17 protein-coding genes are annotated in these 19790 nt (G+C 30.1%); 10 read left to right on the top strand and 7 right to left on the bottom strand.

The window, feature by feature from the left end; all coding sequences use genetic code 11:
- The first annotated feature begins 1 nt into the window (after position 1).
- The 9 genes from ACZ5SO_RS06785 to ACZ5SO_RS06745 all read left to right on the top strand — a co-directional run bounded on the left by ACZ5SO_RS06785 (position 2) and on the right by ACZ5SO_RS06745 (position 11127).
- A complete protein-coding gene (locus ACZ5SO_RS06785; RefSeq protein ID WP_464627613.1) occupies positions 2-1069 on the top strand; it encodes a glycosyltransferase in 1068 nt (355 codons plus the stop codon).
- 189 nt (positions 1070-1258) lie between these two features.
- On the top strand, positions 1259-2479 hold the full coding sequence (locus ACZ5SO_RS06780; protein WP_464627612.1) for a hypothetical protein: 1221 nt from the start codon (positions 1259-1261) through the stop codon (positions 2477-2479).
- Positions 2480-2657: 178 nt separating this feature from the next.
- Positions 2658-3404, top strand: coding sequence for a WaaS/CpsH family glycosyltransferase (locus ACZ5SO_RS06775; RefSeq protein WP_464627611.1), 747 nt, complete (start codon positions 2658-2660; stop codon positions 3402-3404).
- Entirely contained in the window at positions 3334-4635 is a 1302-nt protein-coding gene (locus ACZ5SO_RS06770) for a glycosyltransferase (RefSeq protein WP_464627610.1), read from the top strand. Before ACZ5SO_RS06775 ends, ACZ5SO_RS06770 begins: the two co-directional genes overlap by 71 nt.
- A 29-nt stretch (positions 4636-4664) precedes the next feature.
- A complete protein-coding gene (locus tag ACZ5SO_RS06765) occupies positions 4665-5966 on the top strand; it encodes a flippase (protein WP_464627609.1) in 1302 nt (433 codons plus the stop codon).
- A 17-nt stretch (positions 5967-5983) separates the two neighbouring features.
- A complete protein-coding gene (locus ACZ5SO_RS06760) occupies positions 5984-7024 on the top strand; it encodes a polysaccharide biosynthesis protein (protein WP_464627608.1) in 1041 nt (346 codons plus the stop codon).
- Between the two features lie 1477 nt (positions 7025-8501).
- Positions 8502-8630 (top strand): hypothetical protein, encoded by a 129-nt coding sequence (locus ACZ5SO_RS06755; RefSeq protein ID WP_464627607.1) that lies wholly within the window; start codon positions 8502-8504, stop codon positions 8628-8630.
- A gap of 909 nt (positions 8631-9539) precedes the next feature.
- Positions 9540-10739 (top strand): polysaccharide biosynthesis C-terminal domain-containing protein, encoded by a 1200-nt coding sequence (locus tag ACZ5SO_RS06750; protein ID WP_464627606.1) that lies wholly within the window; start codon positions 9540-9542, stop codon positions 10737-10739.
- 211 nt (positions 10740-10950) lie between these two features.
- Positions 10951-11127 (top strand): hypothetical protein, encoded by a 177-nt coding sequence (locus ACZ5SO_RS06745; protein ID WP_464627605.1) that lies wholly within the window; start codon positions 10951-10953, stop codon positions 11125-11127.
- 964 nt (positions 11128-12091) lie between these two features.
- Here the strand turns inward: ACZ5SO_RS06745 and ACZ5SO_RS06740 are convergent.
- From ACZ5SO_RS06740 to murQ, 7 genes are read right to left on the bottom strand one after another with little or no spacing between them, the layout of a single operon-like run.
- Positions 12092-13114, bottom strand: coding sequence for a serine hydrolase domain-containing protein (locus ACZ5SO_RS06740; protein ID WP_464627604.1), 1023 nt, complete (start codon positions 13112-13114; stop codon positions 12092-12094).
- 27 nt (positions 13115-13141) lie between these two features.
- Positions 13142-13738, bottom strand: coding sequence for an HAD-IA family hydrolase (locus tag ACZ5SO_RS06735; protein WP_464627603.1), 597 nt, complete (start codon positions 13736-13738; stop codon positions 13142-13144).
- Positions 13739-13743: 5 nt separating this feature from the next.
- Positions 13744-14604: a carbohydrate ABC transporter permease gene (locus ACZ5SO_RS06730; protein ID WP_464627602.1), complete on the bottom strand. Its 861-nt coding sequence runs from the start codon at positions 14602-14604 to the stop codon at positions 13744-13746.
- A gap of 12 nt (positions 14605-14616) precedes the next feature.
- Entirely contained in the window at positions 14617-15516 is a 900-nt protein-coding gene (locus ACZ5SO_RS06725; RefSeq protein WP_464627601.1) for a carbohydrate ABC transporter permease, read from the bottom strand.
- A 32-nt stretch (positions 15517-15548) separates the two neighbouring features.
- Positions 15549-16850 carry an ABC transporter substrate-binding protein gene (locus ACZ5SO_RS06720; RefSeq protein WP_464627600.1) on the bottom strand — a complete coding sequence of 434 codons (1302 nt, stop codon included), beginning with the start codon at positions 16848-16850 and terminating at the stop codon, positions 15549-15551.
- 18 nt (positions 16851-16868) lie between these two features.
- Positions 16869-17804 (bottom strand): N-acetylglucosamine kinase, encoded by a 936-nt coding sequence (locus ACZ5SO_RS06715; protein WP_464627599.1) that lies wholly within the window; start codon positions 17802-17804, stop codon positions 16869-16871.
- Positions 17789-18712, bottom strand: a complete 924-nt coding sequence (gene murQ / locus ACZ5SO_RS06710; protein WP_464627598.1) for an N-acetylmuramic acid 6-phosphate etherase — start codon at positions 18710-18712, stop codon at positions 17789-17791. The genes ACZ5SO_RS06715 and murQ overlap by 16 nt, the downstream gene beginning before the upstream one ends.
- 125 nt (positions 18713-18837) lie before the next feature.
- Between murQ and ACZ5SO_RS06705 the strand changes: the two genes are divergently transcribed.
- Entirely contained in the window at positions 18838-19683 is an 846-nt protein-coding gene (locus ACZ5SO_RS06705) for a MurR/RpiR family transcriptional regulator (RefSeq protein ID WP_464627597.1), read from the top strand.
- Positions 19684-19790: the final 107 nt, after the last annotated feature.

Below are 19790 nucleotides of genomic sequence, written 5' to 3'. Positions count from 1 at the left end.
TATGGGGAAAAGAATTATTTTCTTCACTGGAGGAATGGGCCGTGGAGGAGCAGAGAGAGTCATTTCATTGCTTGCTGAAAAATACAAGGAAAGGGGATGGAATGTGGCAATTGCCATGGTATTACATAATATTGTGGAATATGATATACCGGAGGGTGTAGAGCTTTTTTCACTTTCAAGTAAAAAAGGTAAAATAGGGATAATTTCTACGTGTAAGAATATAAAAAACTTCGTTTTGGAATATCGACCATCTGTAATTGTTTCTTTTTTGTCTCCTGTGTGTGTGTTGGTTGATTTTGCTATTGGAAGAAAAAGACAATGCCCTCTTATTATGTCAGAGCGAATAGATCCTTCGATGGCAAAACGAAATATGTTATTTTCATACATCGTGAAAAGGGCTTATTCGAATTCAGATTGGTTTATTGCACAGACAAGAAAGGCAAAAGAGTATTTTCCTCTTTCTATTCAGAAAAAGACAACCATAATACCAAATCCTATAAAGGTTGTTTGTGAAAAAACCAATAAAAATCAAAAACGTATTGTTACAGCAGGAAGATTAACAGGACAGAAAAATCATTTAATGCTAATTGATACATTCTCTAAAATACATATGCATTATCCTGAATACAAGTTAGAGATATATGGAGAAGGTATATTAAAAAATGTACTTGAAACGGAAATTGAGAAACTGAAACTTGAAGATGTTGTGTTTTTAAAAGGAACCGTTTCAAATTTACATGAACAGATAGCAGATGCTGATATTTTTGTTTTACCTTCTAATTATGAAGGTCTCTCTAATGCTTTTTTAGAAGCAATGCTGATGGGGTTTCCTGTAATTTCTACGGACTGTGCTGGGGCAAATGAATATATCGTTTCTGGAAAGAATGGAATCATTACTAAGGTGGGGGATACCAAAGATATGTTTGATGCAATTAAGCTGTTAATAGATGATAGTGACTTGAAAAGACGACTAGGATTTAATGCGAAGATAAGTGTAGAACATGTACGTGTTGATAATGTAATTAATAAGTGGATGTCAATTATTGATAAAGTGGTAGAATCGTTTTAATTAAATTATATTATGTAGAAAAATGAGAAATTTTATATTTATGTTTGCATTACAATTTTCATATGGGGATTAATTTTAATTAGATTTAAAAAATATATAAATAGCTTAAAAGTAACAGTTGTCTCCTTCTTGAAATTATTGATGTATATTGTATTATTTGTTAGACGAACCCATAAGGAATTGTAACTCATGAACACGATTGAAAAGCCAGTTAATAAGATTTGGATAATGTATATAGAAGTGTTGTTTGTCATTTTTATGACGGACGTCAGCTATATATCAATAAATGAGAGTTCAATTATTGTAGATGTAACAAAATTTGCTATCATTTTTGTTTCTTTGTACTTTGTTATTCTAGAATGTATTTTCAAAAGAATGCCGATTAGAATTATGCTTCTTTTATTATCATTTAGTGTTTTTTGTACCATTTTTTTCACTGGTGTTTTATTTAAGCTTTCTTTTTATGTATTCGTAGCAGAATTGTGGTTTTGTTATTTGTTTTCTAGAAAATATACTATAAAGGATTTTACTCATTGTTACTTGATCTTGATGAGAATTATAGCAGTTGGGTCATTGATTTGTTGGCTATTTCCTCAGTTTTTTGTTAGCATCAATATATTCCCTAAATTTACTTCTTCTGTGGGTGCGGAGTACAGATTTCTTGGCGTAGCAACTATTCCATTAAAAACTCATATGCAGAAACGAAACTTTGGTCCGTTCTGGGAACCAGGCACTTATCAAGTATACTTGAACATGGCCATTTTTCTTTTATTATTTGTAGAAGAGAGGAAAAAGAAAGCTTTTGATATTGTTTTATTCATTATTACGGACTTAACTACTATGTCTGGAGCTTCTTTGTTAACCTTAGGGTTGATTATTTCTGCATATCTGTTGAAAGATAGAAAAATAAAAACATTTATAACTGTACTGAGTAGTAGTGTAATCATCACTGTATTGATGAATACAGTCCTTTTTAATGGAATTTTGCTGAAAATGTTGGGACAGGATAGGAATTCGTCTTTGATGTTTCGTTGGATTGGATTAGAGGGAAGTATTAGGGCCTTTCTTTTACATCCGTTATTTGGCGCCCCTTACACAGAGATTTTGCAGATTAAAAATGAATTGGCGCTTAAGTATCTTGGTATTTTTTATGGAAGCAATACCAGCACGTTTACTAATTATTATGCCTATTATGGTTTTTTTGTTGGATCTTTTTTTCTTGTGGCCTCTTATATGTTTTTTAAGAAAATATGTAAAAAGGGTATTGTTGGCATGATTGCCTTTGCTGCATACTTTTTTTCAACCTCTAATGAAAATCTTATAGGATCTCTACTGATTATTACTGTGGCTTCGTTAGGGTTTTGGGGTAATCTGAAATTGTCAATTCCTGAGGTAATAGTAAATGAATAAAAATATTTGCATAGTTAGAGCGAATCCGAAAGATGATGTTAGCCAGATTTTGAAGCAACGAGGATATCATGTTTATGGACTATACAAAGGATTTGGACATGTTGTCAGTCGGACTATACGAAAATTGTGGTTGAAATATAGACTGCCATTTGCTTCTATTTGGTTTGAAAAGTCTGTTTTGGATGATTCCGCTCAAAGGGTTTTTGTATTTGAATCTTTGTTGACAAGGTCTTATCTTGTTTGGCTGATACAGCACAAAAAGGATGCTTCTATTGCGGTGTGGTATTGGAATATTGTAAAGAATACCATTGATCCTAGAACTATCATGGATTTATCATGTACATTCTGGTCTTTTTCTAGAATGGATTGTAAAAAGTATGGATTAAGATTTAATCCACCACCATATTTTCATGAAATGGAATATCAGTCAACTGAAGAGTGTGTTGATATTTGCTTTGTAGGTAAAGACAAGGGTAGACTGGAGCAGATTTTAAAATGGAAACAAGTGTTTGAAGCTCAAGGCTTATCCACAGAGTTTTACATAACGCCAGATCATCCTTATAACAAAAACCCTAATTACTCAAAACCGATATCTTATAAACAGTCTGTTGAGATAAGTGCAAGAGCAAAGGCTATCTTCGATTACATCGAAATTGATAACAGTGGACAATCCATGAGAATTATGGAGGCGCTGTTTACAAACAAAAAGATTATTACTAATAATAAGCTTATAGTTGATTATGATTTCTACTGTCCTGAAAATTTTTTCATTCTTCATGTTGATCCGATTGAGAAATTGAAAGATTTTATGGTTACTCCATATAAAAAATCAATAAGAGATGTAAAAATGCGTTATGATTTTGATAGCTTTATTACACGATTTTGGGAAGATGATAAAGAATCATGGTGGTATAATAATGAATAAACGTAAAACTTCACGAATTTTAGCAGTTAATTGCAATAAAACTTCCGGAGGTGGAAAAATCATGCTGTCACTTGCGGATTTTGCTAGGAACAATGGTTTTGAGGTTGTGACTGCTACACCTGAGGGTAAATACTCAATTAATATTGAAAATAATATAACTATAACGAAAAGATGGCAAAAGGGGATAAACTGGAGGTTGAGTAAACTATCAGGCAATGATAGAACCCTTCCTTTCGCACAAACAAACAAGTTGATTAGGTTTATTAAAGAATACAAACCAGCGATAGTTCATCTGCATGGTTTACATGGTTATTATGTAGACTATATTAAGCTACTAGATTATTTAAAAAAAAGAAATATTATTGTAGTTTGGACTCAGCATGATTGTTGGGCTTATACAGGGAAATGTGTTCATTACACTTCTGTTAATTGCGAAAAATGGCAGACAAAATGTTATAACTGTCCTCAACTTGATCAATTTCCTGCAAGTGTTTTTTTTGATAAAACTGAACAAATGTTCGAGATGAAAAAAAAGTGTTTTTCGACTTTGTTGAATTGTACTTTTGTACCGGTATCAAAATGGCTTAGTGAAGAGATGAAAAAGTCATTCCTTAAAAACTCAAATATTCAATTGATAGCAAACGGAATTGACACTAGTGTTTTTTATCCACAGAAGAGTGATATAAAAGCTAGAAATGGAATATCAGAAAAAAAGGTTATTCTCGGTGTGGCAGCTAGTTGGTCAGAAAGGAAAGGCATCGAAGATTTTTTTAAACTAAATGAAATGATTGATAAGAGTACAACTGCTATTATTATTATTGGAATTAATGCACAATTTATCAATCGTTGTCGAGATGTTGGTATTGTTCCAATTTTAAGAACTGCTGATAGAAACGAGCTTGCACAATGGTATTCTGCTTGTGATGTATTTTTCAATCCGTCAACTGAAGAAACATTTGGATTAGTTACTGCTGAAGCAATGGCGTGTGGGGCACCAGTTGTTGGGTATAGATCTACCGCAACTACAGAATTACTAGAAGGCACTTCTAATTACTGTGTAGAACCACGTGATGTAAATGCGGCTAAAAAGGCAATAGATATTGTATTGACTTTACCGAAAGCATTTTTTTCTGAGTGTAACAGAACAAAAGTGCTGGAGAACTATGATTTGATTAGTCAGTTTTCAAAATATATTGATTTATATAATGATTTGTTGAGTGTTAAAGCTTAGTAAAAAGAGAATGTGGAGAAAGTAGAATCTTGAATAATAAAGTAGTAAAAAACGCATCATGGATTATTGCTAGCAGAATTGTTCAAGCTTTGCTTGGGATGGTTATATCGATGCTTTCAGCACGATATCTAGGACCAGGGAATTATGGGTTAATCAACTATGCTTCTTCAATAGTCGCTTTTGTAGTTCCGGTTATGCAGCTCGGCTTTAAAAATATACTTGTAAGTGAGTATATTAGTCATCCTGAAGAGGAAGGGAAAATTGCAGGTACTACATATGCTTTGACCCTTTTTTCATCACTGGCATGTATTTTTGGTGTTATCTCGTTCACATTTTTTGCTAATGCAAATGAGACTATAACAATTACCGTGAGTTCACTTTATAGCCTTATGTTGTTGTTTCAGGCAACAGAGTTAATTCAATATTGGTTTCAATCTAAATACTTATCCAAGTATGTTTCAATAGTGTCTCTGTGTGCATATGCAGTTGTGTCGGCTTATAAAATATTTCTGTTGTCGACAGAAAAAAATGTAACATGGTTTGCCGTTTCCAACTCCATCGATTATTGCTTGATTTCAACAACATTGTATGTTTTATATAGACGTTTTGGGGGGCAACAGCTATCATTTTCTTGGAATGTCGCTAAGCGTATGTTATCTTCCGGGAAATATTACATCATATCAGGGTTGATGGTAGTAATATTTGCGAATACTGATAAAATAATGCTTAAGTTAATGGTTGGAGAAGCAGAAACCGGTTATTATTCAGCTGCTGTTTCATGTATCAGTTATACTTCATTTGTTTTTTCTGCAATAATTGATTCAATGCGACCGAGTATACTCGAAGGAAAAATAGAAAGCAAAGGAAAGTATAAACGTAATGTAGTTTACCTCTATAGTATAATTATTTATTTAGCGTTTGGTTTAAGTCTGATTGAAACGATATTTGCTCCGTTGATTATTAATGTTTTATTTGGCAAAGCTTATTTACCGTCAATAGGTGTTTTAAGAATTATTGTATGGAATTCAACTTTTGGATATTATGGTGGTGCAAAAGATGTATGGATTCTTGCAGAACAAAAACAAAAATATTTGTTATGGTTGAATTTTTCTGGAGCTATTGGAAATGTGATAATAAACGCTCTACTTATACCATCTATGGGGGCTACAGGAGCTGCAATAGCATCGGTAATAACGCAATTTTTTACTAATATTTTAATGGGATTCATTATCAAAGAACTTAGACCTAACAATATGTTGATGATACGATCATTGAATCCAAAATACCTACTTGAAATTAAGAATAAAATTTTTAGAAAAACAAATAATTAATAAGGAGATTAAGATAAATGTCAACTTTTACTAACAAAACACTAATGATTACTGGAGGCACAGGTTCATTTGGCAATGCTGTTCTTGAACGATTTTTAGATACTGATATAAAAGAAATTCGTATATTTTCCCGTGATGAAAAAAAACAGGATGACATGCGCCATCAATATAACAATCCTAAATTAAAATTTTATATTGGTGATGTACGAGATATTAGTACAATACGGCCTGCAATGATTGGTGCCGATTACGTATTCCATGCCGCAGCATTGAAGCAAGTGCCTTCCTGCGAGTTTTTTCCACTTGAAGCCGTAAAAACAAATGTTTTCGGTACTGATAATGTGTTGACTGCAGCAATTGAAGTTGGAGTAAATCGAGTGGTTTGTCTTTCTACTGATAAAGCAGCATACCCAATTAATGCAATGGGAACATCTAAAGCAATGATGGAAAAAATTATTATTGCTAAGGCAAGAACTGTTGACCCTGCAAAGACTAGAATCTGTTGTACTAGATATGGTAATGTTATGTGCTCTCGGGGTTCAGTTATACCTTTATTTATAGATAAAATTAAATCAGGGTATCCACTAACTATAACTAATGGTGATATGACAAGATTCATCATGAATTTGGATGAGGCTGTTGATTTAGTTCTCTATGCATTCGAAAATGGCTCGCAAGGAGATTTGTTTGTTCAAAAAGCAGAAGCGTGCACAATTGATATATTGACTCAATCCATTAAAGAGTTGTTTGATGTACCTGATTATCCAACGCAAATCATAGGTATGAGACATGGAGAAAAAATGTATGAAACATTGCTGACAAATGAGGAATGCACTAGAGCTCTTGATTGTGGTGATTTTTATCGTGTGGTCGTAGATAATCGTGATCTTAATTATGAAAAGTACCTTTCAGATGGTAATATCGATAGAAATGGGTTGGTTGAGTTTAATTCAAATAACACAAGGTTGCTTGATGTAGAGGAAGTAAAGAAAAAACTGCTAACTTCTGAATTGGTCATTAAAGAACTTGAAGCTTTTAAAAAAATCAAGGGAATATAATGAGCATCTTTGATTAAATATTGAGACTGTTTTTCTACATATGTGAGTAATAAAAAATGGTATGAGTGTTTGTAGAGCAGTCTCACTCAGTTCACTACAAGAAAGTATATTAACTATATTTTGAATAGACCATACCTTATATTTCTCTATGATTACTTGGGTAAGAGAGCTTTATAAACCATGTTAAGATCACGTACGTTTTTAGAAATTAGATTAATATTAAGATTTGAAGGCTTTCTAAGTGATTCATGTAGAAAGAAAAATTTCATAGTTTATGGCACAATAATCCTGCTTTAAGTAAATAAAAGTGAAAGTTGTTTAATTGAAACAAGGACAACTGGGAATCTTTATGTTCTTGACAACTTGTTGGCAGTTGTAGTTCCTACTCTAGAGATATCAATAAATGATTAATAAGAATATAAATTGTTAAAAAAGTCTAAAAATACATATGAGTTAGAGAAGTTGTTTTTTGCTAATCCGATATATTTATGGTACTTGCCTTTCCAGGTAAAATATAAGTTAAACTATATTGAATGGTAATACAGATAAAAATATCGATTTAAAACACTGAAGAGCTTCTAGTTGTGAGACTTGTTGAAGATGATGAAAGTATTTAGTTTTTAGCACTCCTTTGTATAAATGGTTCTCTTCACGATTTATTGTTAATAACAGACTGTGAAAAGAGAAATAACTTGCGATAAATTGATTTAAAATGGTAGATTAAAGAAAGAAAACTTGAATTTATATAATACTGTTAAGAATAAGATGATTCAAAAACTAGTAATATGATTTTAGGATTTAATATCCACGATTATGACTATATTACTATACTTAATCGATATGAAAGTCACCTTATTCATAGCAAGTTGTTTTATATTTTGATTTAAGTTCATAGTAAACAATACTCTAAAATCACGTTCTTAAAATATGTAATATTTACTATATTACGATAATATAATAACTATTTTGATATTTTAATTATGTTAGAGTAGAAATCCGATATTATTAATCAACATAAGACACAATTATCAATTGTAAAATATAATGAAACAATGCAGTGGATGAATTGCTATCGTTGACTGATTATTAACGTTGAGTCCTTCAAGCTGTATTCTAATGTATACTCAAATGATATAAAATATTTGTTGGTATGGGTGTAGCAAAGATTAGATTTAAAGAAATTTAAAAGTACAAAGCTAAAGAAAATAAAGCCAAGATTAAATAATATTATAAGGCGCAAAGTATGCATAATTATTGATTAGTGTAGCAAAACTATTATTTTCGGTGAAGAAAATCAATCAGTATGATTATTTAGTTTCATTATCGCTCAGATTTGGTATGATGTTTATTTTCATTTGCTGTATGGGAATTATTTTGGGAATGCTGTAGTTTCGCAAGTGTTTTATGTTAGAGTTTAAATCTTTTTTGTTATATTTGGAGAGAGACATGCAAATATAAAAATTGTTAATCTGAATAAATGAGTACTATACAGATTAGTTCGATTGTTATTCCTTTATTGTATGGTTTTTATTTGTTAATATTAGCTTCAGCCATTGGTGATATTTTATATTTAATACAATCTATTCGTTGGGATACATATTATTAAATCTACAGGGGGGGAAATTATTTTGTTATTTGCTCATTATACTGTACAAGAAATTAGAAAATAAAAATAAGTTGATGAAAAGTGTTTTGGGTTTGGTTTTGTTTTGATTATTGCAATTGTTTTATCTAACTGTATCTATTTTAGTGTTATTTTCTACTTATTCATTGGGGGGAGTATTTCAAAGTTTGGATTAAAAAGAATACAAATATCACTTTAATACTCCTTTTGTTCTTGTGGTAGGAGCTTGTGTAGTAAGGGATGCAGATATTTCATAGAAAAAACGATAGCATGTAATAGTTTTGTAGTTCTTTTATGTCTTTGGTTGGGTTTGATGTTCTAGTTTTGTTTGTTAGCTACGGAGTAAAACTCCAGAGAAGTTTGATAATATTTATTCTAGTGGTGTTTCCCATTCATTTGAGGGGGTTTTGGTGTATGTTTATTGTTTCTATGGCGTTTATATTATGGGAAAATTATCAATGTCTAAACTTGAACTTTTGATGGTTTTTAAATCATATTTGTGTTTGTGGCGTTGTTTGTAAATTCGACGATATTTTATATTATATTTGAAACAGTGTAATTAATGATAAATTTGAAAGATAATCAGAAATAATTAAAATAAAATTTAAAACTTTAGTAATATAACAATAGAAGTTTGCATTGAAAATTTTTAATCAATAAAGAATAAATTAGTCCATATTATGGTGAATTAAAATAAATATTAAAAAGTCTGAAATATGGAATATTTCGTTTTTTTAGTTATTTATCACAAGTAAGAAATGACTATTTATTTAAGAAAAGTGATTTTGGAAATCAATCTTCCTAACTTTTGAAATGTATGAATAAAAATAAGATTTTTCTATTTTTTTGTGATTAAATTATATTGTTTTATTATTGGGCGGAGGATATAGAATGAAAATTTTAGTAACCGGGGCAAAAGGCTTTGTTGGTCGTAATCTAGTTGAAAATCTAAAGAACATTAGAGATGGTAAGAACAATACACGTCCTAACATTTCTATTGAAGAAATCTATGAGTATGACATTGATAATACTTTGGAAGATTTAGATAGATACTGTAGTGATTGTGATTTTGTATTTAACCTTGCCGGTGTAAACAGACCAAATAATTCTAAAGAATTTAGAGAAGGTAACGTGGGCTTTGCTATTATACTTCTTGATACTCTTAAGAAATATTCTAACAAATGTCCTGTAATGCTTTCTTCAAGTATTCAGGCAACCCTTGCAGGGCGTTTTGGTGAGTCCGAATATGGAAAGACAAAAAAAGCAGGTGAAGAACTGTTCTTTGAATATGGAAAAGAAACAGGTGCAAAAGTACTTGTTTATAGATTTCCTAATCTTGTAGGAAAATGGGTTAGACCTAATTACAATAGTGCAGTAGGAACCTTTTGTAATAATATTGCAAACGACCTACCGATTACAGTGGAGGATCCTTTTGTTGAACTTGAGATGCTTTTTATTGATGATCTTGTAGAAGAAATGTTCAATGCTCTGGAAGGAAAAGAACAATATTGTGAGTTTGATGGGGTAGAGACTTTATTACAAAAAGATGGCAGATATTGTGCTGTAACTGTTACCCATAAAGCTACTTTAGGAGAGATTGTTTATTTACTTCATTCATTTCATGATCAGCCACAAACTTTGCTTATGCCATCTATTCCTAATGGAAGTTTTGTAAAGAAATTATATTCTATGTATCTTTCATATCTTCCAAAAGATAAAATTTTATTCCCTTTGAAGATGCATGTTGATAATCGAGGTACATTCACAGAATTACTTAAGACCACAGACCATGGGCAGTTTTCAGTCAATATTAGTAAACCAGGAACTACAAAGGGGCAGCATTGGCATAATAGTAAGTGGGAGTTATTTATTGTGGTTTCAGGGCATGGACTTATTCAGGAAAGAAAAATTGGTACTGATGAATTATTAGAGTTTGAAGTATCGGGCGACAAGATAGAAGCAGTGCATATGATCCCAGGTTATACTCATAATATCATAAACCTTTCAGAAACCGAAAAACTTGTAACTTTGATGTGGGCTAATGAAGAATTTGATCCTAATCGCCCAGATACTTTCTTTGAAAAAGTATAAATAAATTGGACAGCAATGTTTATTTTTTCTTAAATAGGTGCCATGAAAAATTGAATGTAATCTTTTAAGCGTCAGTAAGTCTCCATCAAACTAATCAAAAGAAGTATAAAACAGTAGTTCAATTTGTGAAGGAATCCATTAAGAAAAAGAAAAAATATACTAAATATGAGAAGCTACATTTTTACATGACTATAAAGAATCTGGATTAAGTTTGAATGAATACTGTATTAGAAATAATATCAATTGCTACGAAATGAAAGCTTGGATTTTAAATTATGTAAGCAAAATTAAAGATGTTGGAAGAGTAATAGGTACTAGAGTTAATAATCTTAAATTAAGTAATTATAAAGCAACACAAATTAATAAGGATGAAACAAAAAACTATTAAGATTTGAACAAGATAATAGCATGGTGTGTTTTACTATACAAGAGAAGAAAAAAGCAACTTTAATAAAAAAATAAAATAGTAATACTAATACTGCTTTTCAAGAAATAAAAACTTCAAATAAACCAATTGAAGATATCTTTAACTTTAGCGAAAATATTAACAAATGTTGTATGAGTTTATTAGATTTACAATTTAATAAAGCCAATGCTGATTTAATAAAAAGATTAATGGAGGTGTTAAAATAATATGTCACTTCCTTTTGATAAAGATTTAGCAGGTATAAAAGTTTATTTAAAAGTTGGAGTTACAAATTTTAGAAGAGTACTTAAGGTTTAATTTCATTAGTAGAAGGTTCCCTTAAAATCCAAATGGATGAAAAAAGTATCTTTATATTCTTTCAAAAAATAAAAAGCAAATAAAGATGATATATATCTAAAGAGTCGGAGCTTTTCTTATACTACAAAAAATAAAATATGTTTTCTTTCCTTGGCCACAAACAAATGAAGAAGCACTATTAATTGATATGGATGATTTAAGAGTATTAATAGCAGATCCAATATTAATAGAACCATTAAGAGCTAGAAAACTTGTATAAAAAATACAACTGCATTTATAGGAAAAATAAACTTACAAATCTTAAACAAGCAAATAAATGCCCATAGAGGGTTAGTATAGCTTGTTTTCTTTTATATATTATTTATTAGTTTAATAATTAGTTGAGTGTTATTTATTGTGTTTTAAATTAGTATTTAAGGCGTGAATGTGGATATAATTATTTACTGAGTTGAGATTTATGTTAAACAAATAGCTTTTGCTAATGATTTAAATATAGTATAATATTAAGCATGAATACAAAAGAAAATAGTCTCCATCAAACGTTTGACACACTTGTTGGAATAAAATAGTAGTCGAGTTTTTGATATTATTGTTTAAGAGAATTAGGGTTAAATTAGTAAATTCTTGATCAATTAAATATTAGATTATGAAATTTTTCTCTTTGACATAAAAGCAATTTATTATTCCTAGTCGGACAAACTCTATTAGTCAATAATATAACTCCAATTTCTTTAATAGGATCTATTATTATAGATGTACCTGTAAATCCTGTGTGGCCATATGCTTTATTAGAAACTTTGTTTCCAAAGAATTTACCATCAATGTCATTATAGAGATTAAAACCTAAAGCTCTTGGTAGATTTAAATCTTTTGTTAAATTATGTGATAATTTATAATACATTTCTTTTGATAAAAAAGATGTATCTTCATTTAATAGTATTTGAGTAAATTTAATCAAATCCTCTATAGGACTAAAAAGACCAGCATTACCAGATATACCATTTAAAAATCTAGCATTTTCATCATGAACAACTCCCCTTAGTGGAGTTGTTTTGTTTTTAGGGATTTCGGTTGCTGCAAATTGCTTTGTTTTTCTTGGATTGTATGTTATATGATTCATTTTTAATGGTTTAAAGACTTCTTCTTTACATAAAATATCTAGGTTATTATTTCCTATCTTTTCTAAAATCTTTCCAAGAACTATATATCCCATACAACTATATTTAACTTGTGTATTTGCTTTATAATTAGGATTCTGCTTTAAAATAAAATCTAAAGCTTGATTAGGACTATCTAAATAATTTTCAAGCCTTATTTCTGTAATAAAGCCACCTGTATGAGTCATTAGATTTTGGATAGTTACATCTTTATAGTTTTCACTTTCAAAATACATTCCAATAGTATCATCTAATCTTAATAATCCCTTATCAATATATCTACAAGCTAGCATTGTAGTTCCAATAACTTTGGTTAGAGAAGCTAGATCAAAGTAAGTATCATACGTTATTTTCTCTTTATTCTTCTCATAAGAAGTATAGCCTCCCTTAAGTTTATATATTTCACCATTTTTTTTACAAATGGCACAAACATAACCAGGGTAGGCTTTGTTAAGATATGAATCTAGAAATTGTTGTATTTGATTAATGTTCATAAGGTTTTCTAATCTTTATTAATTTTCTTAATATTCTAGAGATTTAAGTTGTTTCTTTAATTGATTGGCATCAGTATATAAAAATGCTTTGATTCCACAAGATAGGGCAGCATCTACATTCTTTTGTACATCATCTGTAAAAAATACATTTTCAGGATTAGCTTTTTCTTCTTTACAAATTTCCTTAAAAAAATCAACTTTAGGTTTTGCTATATGCATCTTATTAGATGCATAAACTTTATCAAAAATATCATATTGTTTTAACTTAATGTGGATATCGTAATGTGAATCTATTACATTAGTTCCACAAACAACTCTCTTCCCTTTATTTTTTAATTCTTTTATAACCTCAATTGTTGGTTCATCTATAACTGGATTAAAGAATTTACCGAGTAAAGTATCTTCATATTTTGGAACTTTAATTTTTGTAATTTTAGAAAATTCTCTCCAAAATTCATCTTCACTTATTTTTCCTTCACTATGCAAAAATAATGCTTTAGATGCATCTTTATCATAATTGTGAATAATATCAGTATCACTTCCAAGATATTTTGATAATTTTTGAGCTACATTATGATTTCTAATTATAACTCCACCCATATCGAATATAAACAAATCAATCATATATTTTATTCCTTTCCTGCTGAATACATTGCACTACCACCTAGAAAATATTTTGATAGGCTTAAAAATAATATAATCATTGGCAAGCTAGCTAGTGCTGCAACTGCCATCATTGATCCTTCATTAGAGGATTTTTCTTCTGTAAATTTTATAATATAAGTTGGGATAGTTTGCATCTTTTGTTGTTGTGCAATTAGTAAAGGCCATAGTAGGTTGTCCCATTGCCCTTTAAAGCAGAATATTGCAGCTGTAGCGAGTGCTGGAGTACTATTATTAATAACTAGCTTCCAAAATATACTGACTTCTCCAAGTCCATCTATACGGCCTGCATCTATAATATCATCTGGGAAAGAAAGTAGATATTGTCTTAATTGGAATAGACCAAATACATTTAGAAGAAAGGGTAATATTAGTCCCATATAAGAGTTTTGAAGATTAAGTTTTACAGCTGTTATATACATTGGAATCATAATTGCTTCAAAAGGTATCATCAATCTTCCCATAAGTAACATAAATACTGTATTTCTTCCTCTAAATTGGTATTTAGCAAGGCCATAACCTGCAAAAGCACTTATTAAAGTTGCTAAAATTGTGGTTGTAGCTGCTACAAATAATGAGTTAAATACATTTCTTATAAATATATAAGAATTATCATTTCCAGCGATAGCTTGGGTGTAGTTTTCCCAATTAAGTTTACTAGGTATCCATTTAAATGGCATTGAAAATATTTCTTTACCAGTCATAAAAGATGAGGTAAACATAAATAGGATAGGTATTAAAACTAGAAGGCCAATACCAAATAATATTATATTAATAATTATTGTTGTAATGTTTTCAGCATTGCTTTTTTTAATTTTATTATTCACTTTATTTCTCCCTTAATATGATATTTCATCTTTAGCTGATACTTTCATTCGAACAAGGGTTAAACTCATCATTATTAAAAAGAGAATAACACTCATAACACAGGCAACACTAATTCTTAAATCTCTCATTGCAGTATTATAAATATTTAGAGTTACTACATTGATTGGTTCAACTGGAGCTCCTCTTTGCATAAATAAGTATTGGGTTGAGAATGATTTTAAACAGTTAAGCATTGCAACTATTGAAATCATCGCTGTTGTAGGTCTAAGGAGAGGTACTATAATTTTCCTTATAGTTTGAAATCTTGAAGCTCCATCTATCGTTGCAGCTTCTAAAACACTATCTGGTATTTTAGCTATTCCTGTTATATAAATTATGGTGAAATAGCCAATATACTTCCAAACATAAATCATTGCCGTACTCATCTGCAATTTAGTTGGATCAGTTAGCCAATTATGGTTTATACCAGGTGTGTTTAATATGGTATTAAGAAAACCATTAGCAATACCTCGCGGATCAAATATTAACATCCATATTAAAGCTGCAACAACTGATGATAAAACTGCAGGAGAATAATATATTAATTGTAAAGTTTTACTGCCACTTTCTTTTGTAGTCATTGCTAAGCCTAAAAGTAGAGAAAAAATTGTTAATGGAATAAAAGCTGCTAATGTGAAAAATAGGGTAGCTCTCATAGAATTCCAAAAGTTTCTTGATGTTAAAATATAGGCATAATTAGAAAATCCTACAAAATTAGGTGGCCTTTTTGATAGCAGCTTTATATTAAAAAATGTATTATAAAGAGCATTTAACATTGGATACAATGAAAACATTAAAAACATTAGCAAAGCAGGGGTAACAAATACCCAACCCCATTTAGCTTTCTTTTTCTCTATTCCTTTATACTTCATAATTTAAATGCTCCTTATCTTTATGTTGTAATTTATTCTAAGTCTATTATTTCTTGTACATCACGTCTAAGTTCAACAAGAACTTGTTCTGGGTCATCCCCTTGTAACATGACTTTTTCAAATGCTGTTTTAATCTTATCTTCGATAGCTGAACTATATTCATCGTAGTAAGATATTGTAGCTTTTTCCATATCAGATTTGAAAACATCTGAATATGGTATATTCTTAAATGTTTCTGATTCAAATAATTCATATTTAGGGTGAACTAATGTAACTCTTGTTAAATAATCTTCATCATGGCTTAACATGAAATTAACTAATTTCCATGCCCATTGTTGTTTTGCTGATGATACATTTCCATTTACTAAGTAGAAATGTCCTGCAATATGGCCTGCAATATCATATTTTGCATCTGACCATTGAGGATATGGAATTACCATCCAATCATCACTGTTATAGAAATCAGGATTTGCTGTTTCCATTCTACCTTGTTGATATAATCCACTATCACTCATAGCAATTTCATTTTCATTATTATCGAATACTTTTCTAGGTGCTACATAAGTTGGTCCGCCTAAGTTTTTGCCTGTAGGTCCCCATTCTTTCATGTAGTTTAATACTCTAAGCCATGCTTCATCACCTATGATTGCACTCTTGCCATCATCACTGATTAATTTACCACCTAGTTGTTCAACCATTGGTAAAATTTGCATTAGATAACTTGGATATCTAAAATCAAATCCTCTTCTAGTAATAATTTCACCATCTCTTAATACTAATTTTTCACTTACTTCCATAACTTCTTCCCAAGTTTTTGGATAATCAGTTTCAGGATCTAATCCTGCATCTCTAAAGATGTTCTTATTTAGGTAAGTACAGAAATTAGTATATTCTAAAGGAAGTCCATATAAGCCACCTTCATAAGTTACTGGAGCTAGAGAATTAGGGATGTATTGAGAAGTAATTTCATCTAAGCTAGAGTAACCCAACCAAGCTGGATCTAATTCACTTGCTTGTCCTTCAACTACAAATTTTCTAATTACAGATTGGTTTGAGTTAAAGATGTCTGGTCCTTCATTAGCAGAGAATGCAACTGTTAATAATTCTGCCATTTTTGATGAAGGGTAGGTTTGATAATCGACTGTAACATTTGGATTTTCTTTACAGAATTCATCAATAAATTCTTGTTCCATAACTTTTCTATTTGGATCTTCATGTGTCCAAATTGTTAATGTTACTGGTGCTGATAAGTCAACTACTTCTTCTTGTTGTCCTTTTGCAAACATTGGAGATATAGCCAATGTTAGGATTAAAGCAACTAAAATTTTTTTCATTTATAACCTCCTAATCCGTTATAATGTATTTTTTGCTATATATAATGCCCCATCTAGAGCATTAGTTTCTAATTTAATTCTTTTAAGTAAATTGTTTTGATTTTCTTTATCTAAATTATATCTTTCAATTTCCTCATTAAAATATTTATTAACAATTTCATCATGTTCAAAAACACCACCTGCAGTTACTACCTCTCTTATAGCAACTTTGGGTAAACGGTTATGGACTGATAATACTAATTTAAATAATTCTTTAGCTGATATTTTTAATATATCTAAAGCTAATGGATCACTACTAATTGCATATTTTGTAACAATTGAAGCTGAAGCTGATACTGTAGCTTTGTCTAAGTTTGAAGTATGAAAATACTTAATAGCTTCATCTATATTTTTTAAATTGTAGAAATTTAATAGTGGATTTAGCATTTTTGTTTGAAGATCTCTATTTTCAAAACTCTTTATAGATCTTTTAATAGCTTCTTGTGCAATAAAAGAAGCAGATCCTTCATCTCCAAGTCTCCAACCAAATCCCCCAGCTCTAACTAGATTTTTATTAGAATCTTGTCCCATAGCGACAGAACCAGTTCCAGCTATAAGACAAATTCCTTCTTTATCTTGTAAAGATCCAACCATTAAAGCTCTAACATCTGTTGTTAAAATAGTTTCAAGAGTAGGGTAGTTTTTATTAAAAAAACTATTAAATTCTTTTATTTCATATTCTCTAGCAAGACCTGCGGAAGCTACACAAATTCTCTTAACATCTTTAATGTTTATATTTTCTTTTAGAAGAGATGTTTCAATTAAATCTTTTAGAGCAGAAAAACACTTATCTTTTCCAACAGAAAAAATGTTTATACTCTCTCCTAAATACAGAGCTTTTTTGTTTAGGTTTTCATCTCCAATAATAAGTCGGCTTTTTGTTCCGCCTCCATCTATTCCTAGGAAATATTGCATTGAACACCTCTTTCATCTAATACTTTATTAATAGAGCCATTATTGTGAGAAAGTAAATTTCTAGCTTCAGTGGCACTAACACTAAGCATTAGCATAATCATAGCTGTTTTAGTTTCTTTATTAGCAGCGTAAAAAGCTTTTTCAGAAGTTTTATAATTATTTCCAGTAACTTCAACTATTAAATTAATGGCTCTATCAATTAATTTGATATTAACTGGTTGAAGATTAACCATTAAGTTGTTATAGACTTTACCAGTTTTTATCATAGCTGTTGTAGTAATCATATTTAAAACTAGCTTTTGTGCAGTTCCAGCCTTCATTCTAGTAGAGCCTGTAATAATTTCAGGACCAACTGGTAAATAAATAGAGTTATCTTCTCCAACAACTTTAAATGACCTTGTTTCCTTATTACAGCTAATAGCAGCAACAGAAACTCCAAGAGTTTTAGCATATTTTAAAGCATCAACAACATAGTTTGGCCCACCAGAGGCTGAAATACCTATTAAAACATCTTTATCATTTAATTTGTTATCTTTAACAGCTTGAATACCAGCCTCTCCATTATCTTCAGCATTTTCAATAGATCTAGTTAAAGCTTCATTGCCACCTGCGATGATTCCTTTAACTAAAGATCTTGGAACACCAAAGGTTGGGGGACATTCAGATGCATCTAGAACACCAAGCCTTCCTGATGTTCCAGCTCCTATATAATATAGGTGCCCATCATTATTAAATGCATTAATAACTTTTTCTACAACATTGCAGATTTGAGGAATTGCAGTTTTAACTACATCTGCAACTTTGTGATCTTCTTTATTGATAATTGTTAAAATATCCTCTGTATTCTTTGTATCAATTCTGTAAGAAAGAGGATTTCTTTGTTCTGTTGTTAATTTGTTCTGTCTCATGGAAACATAATAGACTCATCAAATAAAAAAAGCAATAATTATTTTTAAAAATTTGAAAAAATTATTGAAAATGATTTTTAAATTAATTATTTATAAATATTTTAAACTATGATATAATTGATTTTATGAAAACAGTAATCCCAATTATAAAACAGATTCTTCCTCAATTATCTTCTTCTGAATTAAAAATTGCTGAGTATATTTTGGCTAATCCTGAAGAGATTGTTGATATAGATATTTCAGTGTTATCATCAAAAGCTGGATCTAGTAATGCTGCGGTAACTAGACTTTGCCAAAGAGTAGGCCTTACCGGTTTTAAGGAAATGAAGGTTATATTAGCAAAAGAGATCTATAGTGGTTTTTTAATTTTAAATGAAAATATAAACACAATAACACCAAATGATGCTGTTACTATTCCTGAATTGAAAGAGTCTATGTTAAGTGCTATTAGAGATAGTTTAATTAGTTTAGATTCAATTATTAGTAGTGAAACAATAGAAATTGCTGTAGATATGATTTTAAAATCTAAATATGTTTTAATTTCTGGAACTGGAGCTTCTGGTTTAGTTGCAAATGATTTAAGTTTGAAACTTATGAGAATTGGGATTAAAACTTCATATATTTATGATGATGATGCACAAATTATTCAGTCTTGTAATTTATCAAAAAAAGATATTGCTATTGTTTGTTCTTATTCAGGTGAAACTAAAACTGCCATTAGTGTTGCAAAAAAAGCAAAAGAGAGAGGGGCTAGGGTAATCTCTATTTCAAAAATAGGTGGAAACTCTCTTTCTAAAATATCTGATGTTAATTTAGGTGTTCCAAGCTGTGAATCTCTATATAGACAAGGGGCTACTCTATCTAGAATTAATCAAATGGTTGTTGTTGATATTCTTTTTTCTGCTTTGCTGTTAAAAGATAAAAAAGCTGTAGAAAAAGCAAGGCAAACTTGGAATTCTATTTCTCATTAATAATAAATATTATTGTATTAGATTCTTCATAAATGAAGGGCTAATTAGTATTTTTTTTTATATACATTCTTTTTAAAATATGAAATAATCGTGGGTAAAAAAAATAG

Source organism: Pleomorphochaeta naphthae (assembly GCF_055396005.1).
Note: the sequence above shows the minus strand (reverse complement) of the source record. Positions and strands in the feature narration are given on the sequence as shown.